The organism is Desulfofarcimen acetoxidans DSM 771 (assembly GCF_000024205.1).
Taxonomy (GTDB): Bacteria; Bacillota; Desulfotomaculia; order Desulfotomaculales; family Desulfofarciminaceae; genus Desulfofarcimen; species Desulfofarcimen acetoxidans.
The window spans coordinates 620,213-642,363 of the sequence record NC_013216.1 but is presented as its reverse complement, the minus strand read 5'-3'; the positions used below and the strand labels follow the sequence as shown (position 1 = coordinate 642,363).

Sequence of the window (22,151 nt, the reverse complement as noted above, 5' to 3'; positions counted from 1 at the left end):
TGTTGCAAAACTACCAAGAAAGTTGCCTTAAGTGACTTTGTGTTTTTGAGTTTAATATTTGTCAAACTCCCTGTCACTGAGAGAAATTTTGGGTTTTACAGTCTGTCCGGCGGAGGCAACCTGAGCTAATGCATAATCCATCTCCTGTTCGGCCCTGTTGGCTGCTTTAGAAGATTTTCTGCTTTCAGATATTTCTTCCAGCATTCTCAAAAAGTTCTCATTAAGCTCACCCCCATTATTAAAAGATGAACCGGTTTTTTTCAACCTGAATTTAGAAACCATTTCTTTAAGAATTTCTGCCTGGCCTGATAATTCCTCACTGGCAGCCGCACTCTCTTCGGCAGTAGCTGAATTAGTTTGCACCACCATTGACACCTGCTCAATACCCTGATTTACCTGAGCAATTCCAGTAGCCTGTTCACTGGAGGCATTAGCGATTTCACCAACAAGATTAGCCGCCCTGGTTACGCCTTCCACAATACTGTTTAAGGCTTGTGCTGTCTCTTTAGCAATCTTTGTCCCGCTCTCAACCTTGCTGATCGAACCTTCAATCATAGAAGTTGTTTCCTTGGCCGCATTAGCACTTCTTGCAGCCAGGTTTCTCACTTCCTCAGCTACAACGGCAAACCCTTTCCCGTGCTGGCCGGCCCTGGCAGCTTCCACCGCGGCGTTTAAAGCAAGAATATTGGTCTGAAAGGCAATTTCATCAATAACTTTAATTATTTTGGAAATATTCCCTGAAGATATATTTATTTCATCCATTGCCTGCAGCATTTCCCTCATCCGCTCATTACCTTTTATTGCATTATTCTTAACTTCCAGAGCAAGCTCACTGGCTTGGCTGGCATTAACCGCATTTTGTTTGGTCTGTGCAGCAATCTCTGTCATTGAGACAGTCAGCTCTTCAATGGCACTGGCCTGTTCTGTAGAACCCTGAGATAATGCCTGACTGGAATCAGATACCTGCATTGAACCGGTAGCCACCTGCTCTGAAGCTGTATTCATATCTCCCAGTATTTCATTAAAAGACTTGACAATGCTGTTCAATGAATTCTTAATTTCTATAAAGTCACCCAGATATTCACCGCTGATGCCTACTGCCAGGTTCCCATCGGCCATATTGGTAAGAACAGAAGATATTTCGTTGATATAACCGGAAACAGTGGAAAGAGTGAAATTCAGAGCATCCTTAATCTCCGCGTGATCTCCCCTGTAATTACCGTTCACACTGACCTTCAGATTTCCTTTAGCCATCTCCTGGAGTACTGAGGAAGCCTCCTTCACCGGCTCTATTACCGCGTTGAGAATATTGTTCACACCTTCAACTATTTCCTTATAGCCACCGCTGAATTTATCCGCATCGGCCCTGGTTTGCAGCTTGCCTTGAACAGCCGCCTGCGTAAGCATTACTGTATCATCCACCAGATGTCTCAGTTCTTCTACAACAAGTTTCATACTCTTGGCCAGCACATCACTGTCTGATTTTGCCTTTATTTCTACAGAAAGATCGCCCTGAGCAACTTTTTCCGCATTGTTTGCCTGCTCCCGGATATTCTCAACCATTTTGCCAAATGCCAGGGCTAAATTACCAATCTCATCTTTTGATACAGCTTCAACAGTGACATTAATATCTCCAATTGCCAGTTTGCCGGCAGCTTCAGAAAGCTTTCTCACAGGCCTGCTGATTATATTTGAAATAAATAAACCGAGGCTTAAAGAGATCAGTATGCTTAATATGATAAATATAATCATCATTTTTTCAGCATTAACTGCAAGCTCGGAATTATTATATGAAGTTTCTCTTGCCGCTTTTTCTTTCAAATTAACCAGTTTTGCAATAGCATCCTCTTCAACCTGGGAGGCTTTTTGCGCCTGGCTGCCATACATATAAGCAGTAGCCTCGGCATCTTTATTAGCTTTGGCCAGTTCTACTATTACTTCAAGTTCCGCATGATATGCTTTGGTTGAGTTCTTAAATTGGCTAAAAGCATCCTTTATTTCCTGTGATATCATTGTTTTCTCAAAGTCTGCCGAATACTTATCAATCTCAGCCAATCTATCCATAATTTTATTATTATTCACTGCAATATCATCAGGAGTTTGGGCAAGAATAATATCACGGAGGCTTACTCTCATTCTTTGAAAAGAATTTGTAATTTGACTTAATTCAGCAATTGGCACAATCATGTTCTTATAAAGTTGGGTATCCTTTTCATTAATCTCTCTTATATTTACTATACCAATCATACCTACTATTCCGGTTATGATCGCTACAAGAATAAATGCCACAAACAGCTTAGCGCTGACTTTCATGTTGTAAAACCATTTCATTATTCAATCAACTCCTTCTCTTATTTAAAACCTCCGTTTTTTTATACCGGAAGGCTCAGATCTTCAGTTTCTTCATCATTCAGGAGTTTATCACAGTCCAATAAAAGTTTGACGCCGTTATCGATTTTACCAATTCCCTTAACATACCTGTTGTGGAAACCGGTCTTAGAATCCGGAGGAGGAACAATATCCTGTTCTGCTATGGACATTACTTCAGATACAGCATCTACAATTAAGCCTATTGAAATATCCTTTATATCTATAACGATTATACAGGTTCTATCATTGTATTCCTTGAACTCTTTTTTAAAACGAAGCCTAACATCCATTACAGGAATAATTTTGCCTCTTAGATTTATGATTCCCTTGATGTAATCCGGAAGCTCAGGAACCTCAGTTATAGCCTGCATACCTATAATTTCCGTAACATATCTTATCTCGATACCGTATTCCTCCTTTCCCATGGAGAATGTCAGATATTTATCCTTTTGAGTGTCCTCAAAATATTCCTTGTCAAGAATATTTTCCTTTAATTGTGCCATGTCGCTACCTCTCCTCCCCCTGGTTTATTATGTTCGCAACATCTAAAATAAGGCTTATACTCCCATCACCTAACAGAGTACACCCGGCAATACCTTTTACTTTTTTTATGTAGCGGGGCAGAGACTTGACAACCACCTGCTGTTCCCCCAGGAGCTCATCGGCAAACAGGCATGCTCCTCTGAACTCATTTTCAACCATTACGATAATTCCCTCCTGCATATTAGTAACAGCTTCCTTTTTCTTGTAATATTTATGCAGTCTAATTATTGGATAGCAATCACCACGTATCAATATCATTTCGTTATTATCAGGGTCTCTAATTACATCCTCTTCCCTTGCTCTAAAAGATTCTCTGATCATAGTAGTTGGAATAACATAGCTGGATTTACCCACTTTCACAGCCATCCCGTTTATAATGGCCAGGGTAAGAGGAATCTTTATAGAAATTACTGAACCTGTACCAGGTGAACTGTCAATTAAAATCTGCCCTCCAACTTTTTCTATGTTCCTAACCACTACGTCCATACCTACACCGCGCCCGGAAAACTCCGTTACACGTTCTTTTGTGGAAAAGCCGGGCATCAGGATTAAGGAATAAACCTCCCTCTCGGAAAGCTCATTTTCATTCTTTTTCAATAGACTGCTTTCCCTGGCCTTTTCGATTATTGTTTTGCGATTAAGACCTCTGCCGTCATCCCTGACAATAATCCAGACATCCCCGCCCTCATTATTTGCTTCAAGTGTAACAGTTCCGGTTTCCGGTTTGCCTGCAGCCAGCCTCTCCTCAGTTGTTTCCAGACCATGATCCACAGCGTTGCGTATCAAGTGCATCAGGGGATCAGATATATGCTCAATTATATTCTTATCAACCTCTGTTTCCTCTCCGATTATGGCTAACTGTACATTTTTCCCCAACTTCTTGCTCATATCCCGAACAATTCTGTTCATTTTATGAAAAGTAGTGGATAGAGGCACCATACGAATAGACATGACTGTATCCTGCAGTTCGGAAGTGATTTTCTCCAACTGTCTGGCAGCTTTTTGAAAACTCTCTATTTGCAGTACTGTTATTTCAGGGTTGCGTAATACCATAGCTTCCGATATAACCAACTCCCCTACCAAGTCTAAAAGCCTGTCCAGCTTTAAGATATTAACACTGATAAAACTCTGCTTGCTCCCTGGCTGAGCATCCTCGGATTCAACACTTCCGGCAACAGCCAAATCCTCCGGCAAATCATCTTCAAGCACTATTTCTTTTCTCTTTTTAACCGGTTCAGCTGGAGTTTCTACAACATTTATTTCAAGCTCTCTTAAAAATAATGTTTCATTAATAAGCAAGGTACGTGCTTCTTCAATTGTCATGTTTGTCCGGAATACAATACGAAAACCTTCCTGCCTGATTATACCGGCACTGTTTTCGTTATCAATAATGTCTGGCGGCTCAAACTCTAAAACTACATTTTTTTCTTTTAAGCTATGTACCACCGAAAAGGCCCTTATATTTTCCATTTCACACCCTTCGTCAAAAGTTATCACGGCCTCATAGGTGTTATTCGCTGTTGTTATCGGCAATGCTTGGGGACTAATATAAAATTTCTGCTGTTCCTCCGCAGCAGTGTTAACCGGTGTTTCCGCAATATCATTGCAAGACTTTATTTTTGTTACAAAAGCTTCAATTACTTCAACCAATGCTAAAGCATCACCGGTTGACGGTTTACCGTTTTCCAGCTTTGCAATTTCATTTTTTATAAAGTCAACACCCTCCAGAACTATATCGCTTATCCCGGAATAATTTACATTTCGGGGCTTCTCTTCTCGCAAAACATAGAATAGGTCTTCCATTGAATGGGCTAAACCGGAAATATTATTATATAGCATCATAGCCGCAGAACCCTTGATGGTATGCATAATTCTAAATATCTCATTGATTGAAGCTGTATCAAACCCACAGGATTTTTCGCTGTCTAAAATTATTTGCTCCAACTGCTCAGTAAACTGGTTAGTTTCAAAAATAAACATCTCAAGCATGGGATCGCTGCTAAAATTGTCAGACATGTTTTCCACCTCTTCTAAAAAAGCGTTGGATTGGAAAAATCCCTTGATTAATAATTCGTAATGTTTATATTAAATGTTTATATTATTTCTAGAATTTCCATATGCAAAATATTGCTCATAAAATATAATGTGAATGTGATTATGGCAATATAACTATAATATTATGTGAGACTATAAAAATACCTTTGTTAAATGTTGTAATTTGTTATATTTTAAAATAATTTTTCAGAATGTTTTAGTAAATAATCATATAATAATGACGTCTTAATATTGATTTAATGTTATAAATTATAAATAATACTTAATTTTTATCTCATTAATTTTTTACCAAGCCAGTGCTGTTGAATATGCACTGCTTTATGAGGACAAAGCTCCTGGCAGCAATAACAGCGTATGCATTCACTCAATGTTAATAATGGTTTATTGTTTAGCATAGTTATAGCCTGAGCCGGACAGCATTTCTGACACTCGCCGCAACCTCTACAGGCCTGTAAATTGAATACCGGTTTGGGCTGAAGTCTGCCAACTATTTTTTTGAGCGGCCCGGGCAGGTTAAAATCAATCTGTTTGTGGCCGGGTATTTTAAAGGCCACAATAGATTCAGGCAGCTTATCCCCACATATTTTAATAGATGACGCAGGGGGATAAAGACCCTGCTCGGCGGCTAATTTCAGAAAAACCAGGATTGCCGGGTCAAGCCCAATTAAACCGGCACAAATATGATCAAGAGCAAATGGACTTTGACTGGCTAAGAGAAATCCCAGCTCACGGGGAGAACCTGCGGTAGGACCGTCACCTTCCATACCAATTATGCCATCCATAATATTTAATGAGGCGGGCAGCAAAGTATTTATATCAATTAATAACTGCGAAAACTCCTCCAGCTTTTGCATGTTAAAATGATACTGAGCTTTTTTTAATCCTGGAATTGCACCGTACATTAGCTTAACGGCACCTGTATATTTAGTCATGCCATGAGTTTTCAACTTGGGCAGGCTTATAATCACATCTGCTTCCGCCAGGGCTTTTAGAAGCGTAAGCTTTTTCACCACCCTGCCCCGTGGATGATTTAATTCAATCTCTCCCATATCCCAATTCAGCCGGCAGCCTGTACGTTTGGCTACTGCCTCCATCCCTGTTGCACGGTAAACCGCACTGAGCAGCCCTTTATTGGAAGGCCCGCCAGGCGAGTCTACTATAAAAGGATTGCCCCCTGCTTCCTGAACCAGCCTGACTACCGCTTCCACCACCAGCGGGTGAGTAGTGGCTGCTTCCTCCGGACTCTTTTTAGCAATCAAGTTTGGTTTTACGGCTACCTTCTGCTCCGGCAAAACATAATTCTCTATACCTCCCAAAAAATCAATTAAATTTTTTACAGAGGTATTTACATAATCCCTCTCATAGGCGGGACACTTAGCTACAGCTACATATACATGATGGTTATTCAATGACATCTCTCCAATTTTTAGAGTATAAAGCCGGTAAATTCAAGCGTTTAAATAACATTTAAGGTTAAGCATGAGTTTATAGTTATTATTAATTATTACTGTCACCGTCATACAAAATAATAACACAGCATGGGAATCTCATCGGAAATTATATAGTACTAAGCTTAACTTATCCACAAATCCATTATAAGCATAATTTCCGAGAGTATAAAAAATAAAGTGATGCACTGTTAACAGAGTAAAACCCTGTGCATCACTTTATTTTTTAGATTTTGCTGAAAATAATTTAATCTCTTATTGCTTGTCCGCAATTAATTGCCCGGCTTTAGCCAGCTCAGTTTTAGCCAAATCTTTAAAAATCACATAAACGGAATCAGGATTTACACCACCAGCCTTAACTATTACATCAGTAATACCTTTAGCCATCTCTCTTTTTTGTTCAAGTGTCTTACCTTCAAGAAGTTCTACATGGACAAACGGCATAGATAACAACCACCTTTAAATTTATTTTTTATTACATGCTTCTTACTTCTAATAGCTGCCTCAAACTTTCCATAGCATTTGCGGGCCAAAGCTTTTTAAACGAGCATTAATCTTCTTTTATAACTACTCTCCGATTATTTTAACCAGAACACGTTTTCTTCTTTTTCCGTCAAACTCACCGTAGAAAATTTGCTCCCAGGGTCCCAAGTCTAATTTCCCTGCCGTAATCGCTACTGTCACTTCTCTGCCCATAATGGTGCGTTTTAAATGAGCATCGGCATTATCTTCATATGTATTATGTCTGTACTGTGAATACGGTTTTTCAGGGGCCAGCCCCTCCAACCAGTTCTCAAAATCCTGGTGCAGGCCGGACTCATCATCGTTTATAAAAACACTTGCAGTAATATGCATGGCATTGCATAATAACAAACCTTCCTTGATCCCACTCTCCTGCAGGCACTCTCTCACCAGAGGGGTAATATTAATTAATTCTCGCCTCTTTTTAACCTCAAACCACAGCTCTTTTCTATAATGTTTCATTTTTGCCTCCTTATCACATTCAGAATTGCCCCTCTCACGATCCATTAGATACTCTTCGGCTATTTTTAGCAAGGCAACACGGTCATTCTTAACCGAATCATCCAGCACTGCATCTAACAGCAATTCTAACATCCGGCCCATTTCGGGGCCGGACCGGAATCCAATGGCAATAAGATCGCGGCCGTTAACCGCCAAATCTTTTATTCTCAGAGGAGACTTTTCATTGAGAATTCTCTCTATGCCCTGCCGCATAGCATCCAAATCAGAGAAATCAAATGGTGTGGCCGACACTAGAATATTTGCCCTCTGTAAATCGAACAAGTCGTCCAGGTTATGCTCCCCCACCCTTTTAACCAGTCTCTTCAGGCTGACATCCCTTAACTTGGGAAAACAGCTCATATGCTCACCTACGAGTACCGATACATTCTCAATGGTCTTATTGTCATACCTTAGCCGCTTCAATATACTCTCAATTACCCTGCACCCCTTAAGGCTGTACCCATAGAAATGTCCGGTTACTCGTTCGTCCGCACTAAAAGTTAGGGTTTTCCCTATATCATGCAGCAAGGCTGCCAAACGAACATTAAGGCGCGGAGGTGTCGCTTCCAATACAGCCATGGTATGTTCAAAAACATCCTTACTATGCGGTTTATCCCGCTGATCAAAATTGACCAAAGATATAGCCTCAGGCATAACATGCCGCAGCAATCCCGTCTCCGCCAGAAGCCGGATTCCCAGGGACGGTAGGTCTGATATCAAAATGCGATTAAGTTCTTCCCTTACCCGTTCCGGCGCAGATCTTTGAATCAGAGCATGATTTTTTGCTATGGCCTTATTCGTGTCCGGGTGCAATGAGAACCCAAACGAACAGCAAAACCGGATGGCCCGCATCATTCTCAAAGGATCCTCTATAAACCGCTGCTCAGGTTCATTGCCCGGGGATCTGATAATCTTCTGCTCAAGATCTTTCTGACCGCCAAACGGATCATAAAAGCCTCCTTCTCCATCAATAGCCATTGCATTTATTGTAAAATCCCTTAGTGAGAGGTCTTTCTCCAAACCACCCGGGCCTTCCTCACGAACATATCCCTTGAAAGTTGAAACTTCTACGGTAAAACCATCTAACAGAACCGAGATAGTGCCGTGCCTTTCGCCAATAGGTACGGTTTTACCAAAGAGAGACAAAATTTCTTGAGCAGCTGCGGAGGTGGCTATATCATAATCAGCGGGCTCACTTCCCATCAGCAGGTCTCTCACGCAGCCCCCCACTAAAAAGGCCTGCTTGCCATTTTCTTTCAGCTTATTAATAACTTTCAACACGTAATTCGGAATCTGCATAGGCTCTCCCTACAAATACATCTTCTCGTTTATTTTTCTTTCTACCCAAGTATAATACTATTTTACAATAGATCATACTAAAGACAATACATTAATTAAGACCCCAATAAAGAGGAAAAGTCATGTCATTTGAAAGCCTAATCCAGTATATCGGAGCAGCCATCTTTTTTACTATTCTGATTTTGCTGCTGATAAAGCGAAAAGACATCAAAAAGTTTATTCCAGTTGGCTTATTCGCTATTTTGTATGCCGATATATGGTGTTACATTGCAGAGTATTTAAAAATATGGAGCTACCCAACGCGATTGTTTGCCCAATATACAATTGTCTCAATTCCTTTTAATTACTTTGCACTGCCTGTAATTGTTATGGTCTGGATTATGTTTTGTCCAAGCAGCTTAAAAGGTAAAGCTATTTGGGCTTTATCCTGGTCTCTATTTTTCATAAGCGCAGAATTTGGATTAACACGATACACTAAAATATTGGCTTATACAAACGGATTTGATATTCATATCTCATTCTTTTTGTGGCTTATTAGCTGGTTCATTTTCTATGAGTTTCATGTATGGATTAATAGTAAATAAATGTATTGCTGCAAAAACACCTCTTGAAAATTTATATCAAGAGGTGTTTTTGAGCATTCCTTATTTTGATTGTTCATATTTTATTTTAATACTACAAACATTTTATATCCGTTTCATTCCTTACTCCACCGTAACCGCCTTGGCCAAATTACGCGGTTTATCAACATCGCAGCCGCGGGCCACTGCCATATAGTAAGCCAGCAGCTGCAGGGGCACTACTGTCAGCACCGAAGTCAATACCGGGTGAGTCCTTGGTATATAAATAACCTTCTCCGAAACTTCTTCCATCTCAGCTATGCCTTCCAGTGCCACACCTATAATTGATGCTCCGCGGGCGTGAACCTCTTTAATATTGCTGATCATCTTCTCCAGCAGCGCCGGCTGGGTAGCCAGAGCAACTACCGGCATATTCTCCACAATCAGTGCCAGTGTACCGTGTTTTAGTTCTCCGGCAGCGTAAGCCTCAGCGTGAATGTAGGAAATTTCCTTTAGCTTCAATGCGCCTTCCGTAGCTACCGTGTAATCAAGTCCACGGCCAATGAAGAAGGCATTTTCATGCCTGGCATATTGTCCGGCAAAATCCTGTATCTGTGCAGTATCATTCAGCATTTCTTGAACCTGCCCGGGTACCTGCCTCAGACTGGTGAGTATCTCATTTATTTCTGACCCTTGCAATGTACCTCGAATCTCCGCAAAGTACAGAGCCAGCAGATACATTGCTATGAGCTGGGTAGTATAAGCCTTGGTAGAGGCTACAGCTATCTCCGGTCCGGCCCAGGTATAAATCACGTCATCCGCCTCACGCGCTATGGAACTGTCCACAACATTAGTTACCGCTATTACCCTAGCACCCTTTCTATGTGCTTCCCTCAGTGCCGCCAGCGTATCGGCGGTTTCACCCGATTGGCTGATCACTATTACCAAGCTGTCAGGATCAATAATCGGGTCGCGGTAGCGATACTCGGAAGCTATATCCACCTCCACCGGGAGTCGAACCAGTTTTTCTATGACGTATTTGCCGACTACACCGGCATGGTATGCAGTGCCGCAGGCCGTAATGAACAATTTTTTAATTTTCTTGATTTCTTCCCTGCCCAGTGATATGTCTTTTAACAGCACCGAGCTATTATCATCACTGATTCTTCCCCTTACAGTATCACGCAGAACTTTGGGCTGCTCAAAAATTTCTTTCAGCATGAAGTGTTCATAGCCCTGCTTCTCCGCCTGTTCAGCTTTCCATGGTACTTCAAAGACCTTTTTATCAACTTCATGATTGCTTCTATTAAAAACCGTTACTTTATCAGCTGTGAGAACAACTATTTCCCCATCCTCCAGGATTAGGGCACGCTTGGTATATTTCAAAATAGCCGGAATATCCGAAGCCAGAAAGTTCTCGTTTTCTCCCAGGCCCACCACAAGAGGACTGTCCTGCCTGGCTGCCACAATTTTATCAGGCTCTTCCATGCAAAGCACTACCATAGCATAAGAACCGCGCAATTGCTGTATAACCAGGCGCACGGCTTCCACCAGATCCCCCCGGTAATATTTCTCCAGCAGGTGCGGCAAAACCTCGGTATCTGTTTCTGAAATAAATTCATGTCCCTCTTCTTTTAACCTGTCTCTTAAATGCAGGTAGTTTTCAATAATACCGTTATGAACTACGGCAAATTTTCCCGTACAATCAGTATGCGGGTGCGCGTTTTCATCGGAAGGCTTGCCGTGTGTAGCCCAACGGGTGTGTCCGATGCCTGTTTGGGCGGTAAAGGTTATACCCTCCAGGGATTCTTCCAGAGCCGCCAGCTTACCCACTTTCTTTTCCACCCTTATGCCATTTTCTAAAACTGCAATGCCCGCCGAATCATAACCACGGTATTCCAGTTTCTTTAAACCATCTATTAAAATAGGCACAGCTTCTTGTGTGCCAATATATCCTACTATTCCACACATATTTATTTTCCTCCGTATCAGGAATTTAAACTTCATTTGCAAATTGATATATTTCGTAAATATTGCAAGCAAAAAAGCCGGGACACAGCAAAGCCCGCGGCAAATACTCTATTACAGACTAATAACACTACTCCATCTATGTCGACCAGTATTTTTGTGACGCCGGTTACCCGGCGCTTTTGTCATACCTTTCTCGGTCACGACCAACCGGGGGGCATCCGCCGAATCTCGATAAACCCCCTCCTCGTCAACCCTTTTACATACAAGGGTTCAGGCGCTTCTTTAATTTTTCATCCTTACCTATCACCTCCCTGGCTTAATTCATGGATCAGCTTAATCATTGCCGCGCTGATTTGCTCCAGTTCTTTTTTGTCCCTGCCTTCCACCATCACTCTGACCAGCGGTTCTGTACCTGACGGCCTTACCAGTATTCTGCCCTGCCCGGCTAATTGCTCTTCGTATTTTTCTATAGCCGCGCTGAGTTCCGGGCTGTTCATAATTGCTGCTTTATCGGCTACACGCACATTTTCCAGCAGCTGCGGCAATCGTTCCATCTGCTCTCCCAGAGCTTTCAGGCTTCTGCCGGTTTTCTTCATTACTCTCATCAGCTGCAAGGCCGTTAAAACACCGTCACCGGTGGTATTATGCTTTAAGAATATAATATGCCCCGACTGCTCTCCTCCGAATCTGGCTCCTAATTTAAGCATCTTCTCCATCACATAGCGATCACCAACTTTCGTTTGCACAACTTTTATGCCCGCTTTCTGCAGTGCCAGGTGCAGTCCCAGGTTACTCATTACAGTTACCACTACAGTATTTCTGGTTAATTTATCATTTTCCTTCATATATTTAGCAATGGTTAACATTATTCTGTCGCCGTCTACTATATTGCCTTCATGATCCACGGCTATAAGTCTGTCGGCGTCACCGTCATGTGCCAGGCCAATGTCCGCTCCTGTCGCAACCACCGATTCCTGCAGGGCCACCGGGTAAGTTGAACCGCACCAGGCATTAATATTTACGCCATCAGGCCTATTAAAAATAGGTATTACCTCAGCCCCAAGTTCTTTCAATACCCTGGGCGCTACCTTGTAGGCCGCGCCGTTGGCACAGTCAACCACTACTTTTAAACCCGTTAAATCAACATCCATAGTATCCTGCAGGAACATGATGTACCTGTCCAGGGCATCCTTTAACTCATAAGTACGGCCCAAAGCACTTCCGGTCGGCGAAGGAATACCTGCAAAATCGCCTAAAACGGCTGTCTCTATGCTATCCTCTGTTTCATCCGGCAGTTTATAACCGGTGGGGCCAAAAAACTTGATCCCGTTATCTTCCACCGGGTTATGGGAAGCGGAAATAACCACACCTGCCGCCGCTCCCAGGGAACGGGTTAAATACGCAATCGCCGGAGTTGGCAAAATTCCGACCTTCAGGACATTTACACCTACAGAGCAGATCCCGGCTGCCAAGGCTGCTTCCAGCATATCTCCTGAGATACGGGTATCCTTGCCTATGATTATTCTCCGATCATTGCAGTTATCTTTACACAATATATAAGCGCCGGCCCGGCCCAGTTTAAAAGCCAGTTCCGGTGTTAATTCCCTGTTAGCCACTCCCCGCACACCGTCGGTGCCAAACATTACCCCCACTTTGCGTATCCCCCTTAGAAAAAATATACATTGCTAATTATAAACTGCAGTCAAGTTTCTTGTCAATTTAAATGATATAACTACAGCATATGACACAATTCCATTTTAGGTACAACAATTCATGGGGTTCTATTTAAATTTCCACAAGGTAGAAAACTTTAACTTGGTGCTGCCTCCCAGTCCTTTATTTAAATTTTCTGCCAGGCTGATATCATCCAGATAGCGAATTAACCCGCCTTCCACGGCCAGAGAGATTACCCCTGTTTCCTCGGAGACAATCACAGCCATGGCGTCAGACTGCTCACTGATACCCAAAGCGGCCCGGTGTCTCGTACCCAAGGCTTTGTTTACGTTAGGACTCTCATCCAGGGGCAGCACGCAGGCAGCGGCAAGTATGCGATCTCCCCTAACTACCACAGCACCGTCATGCAGTGGCGTTTTCGGTATAAATATGTTTACCAGCAATTCCGCGGATATCTCGCCGTCTATTTTTGTACCTGTGTCAACGTACTCCTCCAGGCCTGTACCACGCTCCAAAACAATCAAGGCTCCGATACTGTTTTTAGCCAGCATCTGAACCGCGCGCACAACCTCTCTAATCATTGTGTTTTTCTCTTCCTCTGCCAGCATGAATACATTCCTGGCTAAAAACCTGCCGCCACCCAGTTTTTCCAAACCTCTGCGCAGCTCGGGCTGAAACACTACCGGAAGAGCAACAATCAGCCCCGTTACAGCCTGGCGCAAAAGCCAGTTAACTGTGTTGAGGTGAATCCAATCACTTACAACCATGGCCACTACCAGCACGATCAATCCTTTAATCAATTGAACCGCACGTGTTCCCTTGATCAGCAAGTATATCCGGTACACTACAAAAGCAACAATCATTAAGTCAATTAACGTAGTGACAGAAAAACTAATCCGGGGTAAACCTAGTTTAATTAATTGCGAAAAGTCCAAGAGGCCTCACCCCTAATCTAATAATTATATTTATCGTAACTTCCAGCCAACCCGAAGTCAACAAGTTTCAAATAATTGATTTGTGTATAAGTGTACCGGTGTTTAACGTATTTAATTCTTTCTACGTTAAATAACTACAATAATATGCTATATTAGATCACTCATTTTAGTTGCTTGAACAGGTTGTTTATCATTATTGCAATTTCTATTCTCTTCATTTAAAGAAATTCCCCCAATCCTATTATACACTCATAGTCCGTTAAAGTGGTTGATTTTCGAAGCGCGGCTAACGCCGCAATGTACAAAATCCTATACACACATTATTGACATAGAAACACCTTACTTTAAATATATAAGTAGAGTAGTTTTCATATAAAAGGTGTGATAATTTTGCATGTATTCTTTCCCAAATTAGTTCTGATATTTTTTACTGCCTTTGGTATTATGATAGGCGCCACTCTAATGGGATCACTGGCAGCTTTGCTTATGAAGGAACCTCCGGTAGCAACCATGCTGTCTTTGGCCAAGGAAATTAAAATCTGGGCAATCGTTGCAGCTATTGGCGGATCTTTTTCAACTTTTGAAATCTTAGAATCAGGGATCTTTCAAGGTGACTTAAAAGCTATGGTAAAACAGTTTTTCTTTATTCTCAGCAGTTTTTCCGGCACACATTTAGGATATTTTGTGGTGGTGAACTTAACCGGTGGTAAAAATTAAGACAAAAATTTTTTACTTACTCGCCCCTTTTTTACTGGGTTTATCTCTTGGCGCGTCAGGACTGAACGCTTATACCGGACATTATATAGATGAATTGCTCTTTCGGTTAAAAAATCTTGAGGAACAGCTTGCCGGCAATCAAAGCGAAATAGAACAACTCAAATTAAATCTCATTGATAAAACACACCCGGTTCTGTCTGCTATCAACGTTTATGCGACTGTTATTGATGATAACCTCACAAAATTGGAACAGGAGCAAGTTAAAATAGAAACGATAAAAGACGTTAAGCAAAGGTTAGTAACCATGCTTGGTCAGGAACTGTCTAAGATAAACTTCTTACAGCTGGCTCTCATCCTTGACGGTCGTGAAATTACTGCGGATAAAATTATTTTTACACAAAAGGTAAATTTACTAATAGTAAAGGAAAATGTTCTGAATATATACATAACCTGCCAACCCCAAAAAAAGAAGTCCAACACATTAGGTTATCTTGCTAAATAACACCTTTATTTTCAATAAAGGCAGCCTGCCGGCACAGAACACCAGCAGGCTTATTATTCTTATTGTGTTATTAAAAATCTTAATGAACTTTCGACCAAACATTCATATCTTCAAAACCGCCGCCAATATTGCAATTATTGATCAAAACTCCGCCAAATCCATAACCAAAATTAGCAAAAACTTTGTTCATACCGACAGAACTGCTGCGGGCAATAGTGTACAAACACTTTATCTCAGTATTCTTTAATACATCTTCCATATGCAGCAAAAGGCAACTGGCCAATCGCCTGCCTCTCCATTCCGGGAGAACAGCAAAATCAGTAACTTCAGCATTTTTATCTAATGTGTTTATCTCAGCAGACGCAGCGGCTACGATCTCGTTATTATATAAGGCTAAAACATAATAGACATTCTGATCCATCGTATGTGCCAGGTAATCAGAATTGAATATCGGAAAAGGGTAAGTAGCAAAAACCTTGCTATACAATGAGGCTAAATCTCGGCAATTGGCTGCCTCTCCTTGCTTAATAATTACCCCATGAGGAACCGCCGAATCACTATGTGTCCCCCTCAAAGCATTATACACTGGTTTTATAGCATGGTTCTTGTTGCTTAATCCCGAGGGTGTCTCCCTCCGGACTGTAAGATATTTGGCAAAAACCATGGCAGTTTCGACACCGCCGTAATAGCCGGGGATAGATGCCTCAAGCTTCATTTTGCTGCGCAAAAATTTTTCTTTCCACCTGGCTCTGGCTTTAAGCCATATTTTATCAAGTTGATATTCCGATGCCTTTTCCGTAAGAATCTGAATCATTTCTTCTATTCCATTGTCTAATCGCAGAGAAAATTCATAAACAGTAATTCTCTTATTGTAGGGGGAAATGAGAATGCTGCATTGAAAAGCCTGTCCAGTTAGATGTTCCCACCGGTCTTGTGAATTCTCTATCATATTTCTTAAATTAATTGTCATGTAAAATATCCTTATAAATTTTTAAACGCTTTTTGCGCCTGTTCCCTTCCGGTATTAAGCTGACCATCTTAGCATTTGGATTTATAAGTTTTTGCAATCCGATAGGATCATGTAAAGCACTGGACCCCTTACACACATTACAGGTGGATGAACAACTTGAATTGTAGTTTGCCGGTTCTTCATATATGCAGATAACTCCTTCGTAATTGCGCAATACTGTTTTGGTACTTGTGCTGGACAGTTGATAATTAGGCAGAACCGGTATTTTCCCCCCGCCCCCCGGCGCATCTACCACAAAAGTCGGCACTGCAAACCCTGAGGTATGCCCAATCAGCGCCTCCATAATTTCCACCCCTTTACTTACAGGAGTACGAAAATGCTCAATGCCGCGGGATAAATCACACTGGTAAAGGTAATAGGGGCGAACACGGTTACTAACCAACAGGTGCGCTAATTTTTTAATAATGAAGGCGCAATCATTTATTCCCTTCAGCAACACCGTTTGATTACCCAGAGGAATACCGGCGTCAGCCAGCTTGGCAAGAGCGCGGGCAGACTCCTCTGTAAATTCACGAGGGTGATTAAAGTGGGTGTTTATCCAGATAGGATGATATTTCTTAAGCATTTTGACCAAATGATCAGTGATCCTTTGCGGCATTACTACCGGCGTACGGGTTCCAATACGAATTACCTGAACATGCGGAATTTCTCTTACCCTTCGTATAATTTGCTCCAATCTGTTGGTTGACAAAACAAAGGGGTCTCCGCCGGATAACAATACATCACGTATATCAGGATGAGCTTTAATGTATTCAATAGCCTTTATAATATCACTGTCTTTCGAAACCTTTTCATTATCGCCAACTTTACGCTTGCGAGTACAGTGCCGGCAATACATCGAACATTCGTTGGTAACCAAAAGCAGTACCCTATCAGGGTATCGGTGTGTCAGCCCCGGGCAAGGTGAATCACCATCCTCATGCAGAGGATCATCCATGTCCCCGGAACCTTTAATTAACTCTTTGGGATTTGGTATGCACTGCATGCGAATAGGGCATGTTGAATCATCCTTATTTATAAGTGACGCATAATAAGGAGTGATAGCCATTGGGAACACATCAATAGCTTTTTGAATGCTGGCTTTCTCATAAACAGACAAATTAGCATACTGATCTAACTCGTCTGATGACATGATGCGATTTCGTAATTGCCACCGCCAGTCAGACCAATTGGATTCCTCCGTGATATTTGCAAATAAAAGTTTTTGTTTCATTCTTACCTCCTTAAAAATCATTTGTTATGAATAAAACCCACTTAACGCATAAAATTAATGCAATTCAAAACATTCCTAATATACCGGTTTTATAAAATTCCGACTATCTCTTTTTTCCGGAAAAACTGTGTAATCAATTTGCCTGTTTTCCCAATTGCGCAAGCGTACGGAACTGTTATCAATGCCTAAAAGATACTTTGGTAAGATGGGAATTTTACCGTAACCATTTGGCGCGTTGATTATATAGGTTGGAACCGCCAGACCTGAGGTATAGCCGCGCAGCTTTTCCATTATCTCAATTCCTTCATTCACCGAAGTAATAAAGTGCCGTGTGCCTATAACCTGTTTAGCATGAAAAATATAATAAGGACGGACTCTTATTTTTAGCAATTCCTGGTTGAGTTTTTTCATCACATGCGGATTGTTATTTATTCCTTTTAACAAAACAGCCTGGTTGCCTAAAACCACGCCCGCGCTAACCAGCATGTCGCAGGCCAGCTTGCTCTCCGGTGTAATCTCCTGCGGGTGATTGAATTGTGTATTGATATATACCGGCGGGTGCTGCTTTAATACCTCACACAGTTCCGGCGTAATCCTCTGAGGAAGTGTAACTATTGTCCTGGTGCCCAGGCGCTTAATTTCCACATGCTTGATACTGTCAAGCTCACTGAGCAGCCAGTCTATTTTTTTGTCACTAAGGAGAAGCGCATCGCCCCCCGTAATCAATACATCTCTAATTTCCTTGTTCTTGCGTATATAATCCAGTGCCGCCAACAGGTCCTGGTGTGTTTGATGCCTGTCAACATCGCCTATGCCCCTGCGGCGCTGGCAGTGGCGGCAATACATGGCACATTTATTGGTTACATTAATTATCAGCCTGTCCGGATAACGCCTGGTTATGCAGGGAGCGGGAGAAGTTAATTCTTCCGCCATGGGATCAGCATAGCCGCTAACGTCCAATTCTTTTATACTGGGAACTGACTGCAGCATAACCGGATCGTTCAGGCTGTCAGGCACTATAAGTGAGGCATAATAAGGAGATACAGACCAGCGAAACTTCAGGCCCACCTTTCTGATTTGAGCGCACCGCTCTTCGCTAAGCTGTATTAAACTCGATAACAACTCGACATCATTAATCCGGTGCGATATCTGCCAGTGCCAATCCCGCCACTTTTCCTCATTAGCATTAAAGTGCCTAAACAACTTCTCCCTGTTAGAAAGAATACACTGCTGCAAATCAAAACCTGTTGGAATTTTATCCTTCTTCTCCAGGTAATCACTTATGCTTTTCTTTAAACCTGTCGCCCTTCTAAGACCAATAGCCCTTTTGTCTTCGCAGTTAAAAGTATCATTTTCATTTAAATAAACTGACACATCATCTCCTCCATTCAAAATTAAAATAAAAACACACAATAACCCGAAATTAGCGAGGGTTATTGTGTGTTAATTGCGTTTTAGCAAAATGCAAAGAAAAGCTATGAAGTGCCAATAATAAACACACAGCAAAGGCACAGCAAAGCAAGTCTGCCTGCTCTCTTTTCCTTCAACGCTTACGAAGTTAGCTGACGGATTCGGGCCGAAGAATAACCCTACCTTAATTGAATTTTTAAACTCAATAAGGACTCACCCCAGGAAGTGGTTCCCCCGCTTCTAAATGAATTCAGCGATAGAAAATTTTATTAAGTTTTGTTAATTAAAATAAAAGTGGAAAACCAAACATGGCTTCCCACCCAGAAGTCGTAAATCACTTGTGAAAGCGAATAAATACAAATTAACTCGCCCAGCCTGAACAATCATATTTATCTTAACTATATAAATAGTTTATCATATTAATTAGAATAGATCAAGTGTTCTGAAATAATTTTCTATCAATCATTTTGCTTCAACAAACCGTAGGCCAGGCTGTCTACCAGCGCCTGCCAGCTTGCTTCCATTATGTTCGTTGATACACCGATTGTACCCCAGGAATTTTTACCGTCACCTGTTTCAATCGAAACCCGCACCACCGCGTCAGTGCCCTCTTTTTCATTGAGCACGCGCACCTTGTAATCGTTTAATTGCATCTCTTTAATAGCCGGGTAAAAACCTTCCAAGGATTTACGCAGGGCATTATCCAGTGCATTGACCGGCCCGTTGCCTTCCGCAGCCGTGTGTTTGACCTGATCGCCCACCCAGATTTTAATGGTTGCCTCGGTGCTGGTCGGCCCGTTTTCCTTCATATCCATGATGACCCGCAAGCTTTCCAGTTTGAAAGGATTTTCATACTGACCCGATATGCGTCTCATTAACAGTTCAAAAGAACCATCCGCTCCCTCAAACTGGTATCCCTGGTTCTCCAGTTCCTTTATATGCATGAGCAGTTGCTTATTCTCTTCTGTCTGCTGGGTTAAATCCACATTCAGCTCTTTGAATTTATAAAGCAAATTGGATAATCCAGACTGGTCAGAGACCAGAACCCGCCGCTGGTTGCCCACCAATTCCGGAGTAATATGCTCATACGTTTTGGAATTTTTCATAATGGCGCTGACATGAATGCCGCCTTTATGGGCAAAAGCACTGGTACCCACAAAAGGTTGGCCGTTATGCAGGTGCATGTTGGCAACCTCACTGACAAAGCGGGAAACCTCCGTAAGCTGCGCCAGGTTACCTTCAGGCAAACATTTAAGCCCGCACTTTATTTCCAGATTAGGAATTACCGAGCAGAGATTGGCGTTGCCGCAGCGCTCTCCATAACCGTTCATAGTACCCTGAACCTGTATAACCCCGGACTGAACCGCTATAACAGAATTGGCTGCAGCCATTTCACTGTCGTTATGGCAGTGAATACCCAGAGGAACTGTGACAACACTCTTTACTTTACTAACTATTTCCTGAATATCCCAGGGCATGGTTCCGCCATTGGTATCACAGAGCACAATACGGTCCGCTCCACCCGCCTGGGCCGCTTTAACAGTTTCCAATGCATACTCTGTATTGGCCTTACAGCCGTCAAAAAAATGTTCCGCATCATAAAATACCTGCATGCCGTTTGACTTCAGGTAGGCAACTGATTCTTTAATCATTTGTAAATTCTCTTCCAGAGTAGTATTGAGCGCATACACAACCTGGAAATCCCATGTCTTGCCAAATATACAGGCTACCTGCACACCGGCATCGACAATAGCTTTCAGGTTCACATCCTCTTTCACATCGCTATTCGGCTTTCTGGTACTGCCAAAGGCTGAAACTACGGCCTTCTCCAGGGGAAAGTCTTTAATCCGCTTAAAAAAATCGGAATCCTTGGGGTTGGAGCCAGGCCAACCTCCTTCGATGTAATGAACACCCAATTTATCCAAGCGCAGCGCAATTTTTACTTTATCCTCTACAGAAAAGGATATGCCTTCCCCCTGGGCGCCATCACGCAAAGTAGTATCATATATTTCTATAGTTGACATGCCCTCTCTCCCCCTTATTAAAAAATTTTGCATAACCAAACTGCTTTTTACCGCACATTAAACTCTGATATAGTATTTAAAAACCGCCAGGCTGTACTGTTGGTGTACTGCCAAAAGCGGCTGAACTTGCCCGCGGCTTTTCCCGAAAAAGCAGGGGCTTCCCGGTATATGTTCGCCTGCCGCTATAAGCGGCAGGTCTGAACAGTTTATACCAGGCATTTCGGACGGTTCCCGCCCTACATGAGTATATATTATCTGCTGGCTTGAATCTGCATATCCTTCTGCAATTTAGCCGGCTAAAATCTGTTCGGCTATACGGTCGCCCATCTCGTCAGTGTTGACTAACTGTAGGCCCTCCTCCATAATATCCCTGGTGCGATATTTTTTCAATACCTCGGTAACCGCGTCTTCTATGGCCTTAGCTTCTTTCTCCATGTCGAAGGAATAGCGCAGCAGCATGGCTCCTGACATTACCGTAGCGATTGGGTTAGCTCTTTTCAAACCGGCATATTTAGGCGCTGAACCATGGCTGGGTTCATACAAGCCGATTTTACCGCCGATACTGGCGGAAGCCAGCATGCCCAGAGAACCGGTAAGCTGGGAAGCCTGATCGCTTAAAATATCACCGAACATATTATCAGTAACAATTACGTCAAACTGTTTAGGCATTTTTACCAACTGCATAGCCGCATTATCCACATACATGGTATTAAACTCAATATCGGGATACTCAGCAGCCATATTGGCAACTACTTCACGCCAGTAGCGTGAAGATTCCAGCACATTGGCCTTATCCACCAGGGTGACTTTCTTACGCCTCTTAGCAGCCAGCTCAAAAGCCAGGCGGGCTATGCGCACGATTTCCTCAGTGGTGTAAACCAGCGTATCGGTTACACGAACAGTGCCGTCCGGCAAATCTTCTCTCTTCTTCTCGCCGAAGTAGAGACCTCCGGTCAGTTCACGCACTACCATAATATCCAAACCTTCCACTACCTCCGGCTTTAAGGTGGAGGCATTGGCAAGTGCCGGGAATACCACTGCCGGGCGCAGGTTAGCATAGAGGCCCAATAATTTGCGCAAGGGCAGGAGTGCTCCTCTTTCCGGAGTTAATTCAGGAGGCAGATCAGCCCACTTGTCACCACCTACAGCACCCAGCAAAATGGCATCGCTGCTGTAGCACAGGTCCAAAGTTTCTTTCGGCAGCGGGTGTCCCACCGCGTCATAGGCAGCTCCGCCGACTAAGGCTTCGGTAAACTGAAATTCATGGCCAAAATGTTCCGCTACGGCTTTTAAGGCCTTTAACGCCTGTTCAGTAATCTCCGGTCCGATTCCATCTCCGGGAAGTACGGCAATCTTATACATTTTCTTAACCTTCAT

Annotated in this window: 18 protein-coding genes, 1 pseudogene and 1 riboswitch; of the genes and pseudogenes, 3 read left to right on the top strand and 16 right to left on the bottom strand. The window is 42.5% G+C overall.

Annotation, left to right across the window (positions count from 1 at the left end; translation table 11 throughout):
* Positions 1-51: 51 nt before the first annotated feature.
* The 7 genes and pseudogenes from DTOX_RS03015 to DTOX_RS02990 all read right to left on the bottom strand — a co-directional run.
* Entirely contained in the window at positions 52-2,331 is a 2,280-nt protein-coding gene (locus DTOX_RS03015) for a methyl-accepting chemotaxis protein (RefSeq protein WP_015756252.1), read from the bottom strand.
* Positions 2,332-2,372: 41 nt separating this feature from the next.
* A complete protein-coding gene (locus tag DTOX_RS03010) occupies positions 2,373-2,873 on the bottom strand; it encodes a chemotaxis protein CheW (RefSeq protein WP_015756251.1) in 501 nt (166 codons plus the stop codon).
* A gap of 4 nt (positions 2,874-2,877) precedes the next feature.
* A complete protein-coding gene (locus DTOX_RS03005) occupies positions 2,878-4,929 on the bottom strand; it encodes a chemotaxis protein CheA (protein ID WP_015756250.1) in 2,052 nt (683 codons plus the stop codon).
* Positions 4,930-5,237: 308 nt separating this feature from the next.
* Positions 5,238-6,383: a DUF362 domain-containing protein gene (locus DTOX_RS03000; protein ID WP_042315330.1), complete on the bottom strand. Its 1,146-nt coding sequence runs from the start codon at positions 6,381-6,383 to the stop codon at positions 5,238-5,240.
* 288 nt (positions 6,384-6,671) lie between these two features.
* The gene (locus DTOX_RS02995; RefSeq protein ID WP_015756248.1) at positions 6,672-6,860 is read right to left on the bottom strand and encodes a 2-hydroxymuconate tautomerase; all 189 of its coding nucleotides are present in this window, start codon (positions 6,858-6,860) and stop codon (positions 6,672-6,674) included.
* 123 nt (positions 6,861-6,983) lie between these two features.
* Positions 6,984-7,400 (bottom strand): secondary thiamine-phosphate synthase enzyme YjbQ, encoded by a 417-nt coding sequence (locus tag DTOX_RS25065; RefSeq protein ID WP_340140016.1) that lies wholly within the window; start codon positions 7,398-7,400, stop codon positions 6,984-6,986.
* A 72-nt stretch (positions 7,401-7,472) separates the two neighbouring features.
* Positions 7,473-8,738: pseudogene (locus DTOX_RS02990) on the bottom strand (CCA tRNA nucleotidyltransferase); the annotation flags it as partial.
* A 122-nt stretch (positions 8,739-8,860) separates the two neighbouring features.
* On the opposite strand from DTOX_RS02990, the gene DTOX_RS02985 reads away from it, so the two are divergent.
* Complete coding sequence (locus DTOX_RS02985; protein ID WP_015756246.1) at positions 8,861-9,322, top strand: CBO0543 family protein; 462 nt, start codon at positions 8,861-8,863, stop codon at positions 9,320-9,322.
* A 120-nt stretch (positions 9,323-9,442) separates the two neighbouring features.
* On the opposite strand, the gene glmS is transcribed toward DTOX_RS02985, so the two are convergent.
* From glmS to cdaA, 3 genes are all read right to left on the bottom strand, one after another.
* Complete coding sequence (gene glmS, locus DTOX_RS02980; protein WP_015756245.1) at positions 9,443-11,269, bottom strand: glutamine--fructose-6-phosphate transaminase (isomerizing); 1,827 nt, start codon at positions 11,267-11,269, stop codon at positions 9,443-9,445.
* 296 nt (positions 11,270-11,565) lie between these two features.
* Entirely contained in the window at positions 11,566-12,921 is a 1,356-nt protein-coding gene (glmM, locus tag DTOX_RS02975; RefSeq protein WP_015756244.1) for a phosphoglucosamine mutase, read from the bottom strand.
* Positions 12,922-13,050: 129 nt separating this feature from the next.
* A complete protein-coding gene (gene cdaA, locus DTOX_RS02970) occupies positions 13,051-13,878 on the bottom strand; it encodes a diadenylate cyclase CdaA (RefSeq protein ID WP_015756243.1) in 828 nt (275 codons plus the stop codon).
* 381 nt (positions 13,879-14,259) lie between these two features.
* Between cdaA and DTOX_RS02965 the strand changes: the two genes are divergently transcribed.
* Positions 14,260-14,595, top strand: a complete 336-nt coding sequence (locus DTOX_RS02965; RefSeq protein ID WP_422698390.1) for a YtrH family sporulation protein — start codon at positions 14,260-14,262, stop codon at positions 14,593-14,595.
* The gene (locus tag DTOX_RS02960) at positions 14,582-15,097 is read left to right on the top strand and encodes a hypothetical protein (protein ID WP_015756241.1); all 516 of its coding nucleotides are present in this window, start codon (positions 14,582-14,584) and stop codon (positions 15,095-15,097) included. The genes DTOX_RS02965 and DTOX_RS02960 overlap by 14 nt, the downstream gene beginning before the upstream one ends.
* Before the next feature lie 79 nt (positions 15,098-15,176).
* Here DTOX_RS02960 and ablB read toward each other — a convergent pair whose 3' ends face one another.
* From ablB to leuB, 6 genes are all read right to left on the bottom strand, one after another.
* Positions 15,177-16,067, bottom strand: a complete 891-nt coding sequence (gene ablB, locus DTOX_RS02955; RefSeq protein ID WP_015756240.1) for a putative beta-lysine N-acetyltransferase — start codon at positions 16,065-16,067, stop codon at positions 15,177-15,179.
* A complete protein-coding gene (gene kamA / locus DTOX_RS02950; protein ID WP_015756239.1) occupies positions 16,057-17,340 on the bottom strand; it encodes a lysine 2,3-aminomutase in 1,284 nt (427 codons plus the stop codon). Before kamA ends, ablB begins: the two co-directional genes overlap by 11 nt.
* 75 nt (positions 17,341-17,415) lie before the next feature.
* A complete protein-coding gene (eam, locus tag DTOX_RS02945) occupies positions 17,416-18,714 on the bottom strand; it encodes a glutamate 2,3-aminomutase (protein ID WP_015756238.1) in 1,299 nt (432 codons plus the stop codon).
* A 158-nt stretch (positions 18,715-18,872) separates the two neighbouring features.
* A riboswitch (cyclic di-AMP (ydaO/yuaA leader) is annotated at positions 18,873-19,016 on the bottom strand.
* 192 nt (positions 19,017-19,208) lie between these two features.
* Complete coding sequence (gene cimA, locus DTOX_RS02940; RefSeq protein WP_015756237.1) at positions 19,209-20,774, bottom strand: citramalate synthase; 1,566 nt, start codon at positions 20,772-20,774, stop codon at positions 19,209-19,211.
* Positions 20,775-20,831: 57 nt separating this feature from the next.
* Entirely contained in the window at positions 20,832-20,993 is a 162-nt protein-coding gene (locus DTOX_RS22795; protein ID WP_157862833.1) for a hypothetical protein, read from the bottom strand.
* A 69-nt stretch (positions 20,994-21,062) separates the two neighbouring features.
* Positions 21,063-22,136 (bottom strand): 3-isopropylmalate dehydrogenase, encoded by a 1,074-nt coding sequence (gene leuB, locus DTOX_RS02935; protein WP_042316559.1) that lies wholly within the window; start codon positions 22,134-22,136, stop codon positions 21,063-21,065.
* Positions 22,137-22,151: the final 15 nt, after the last annotated feature.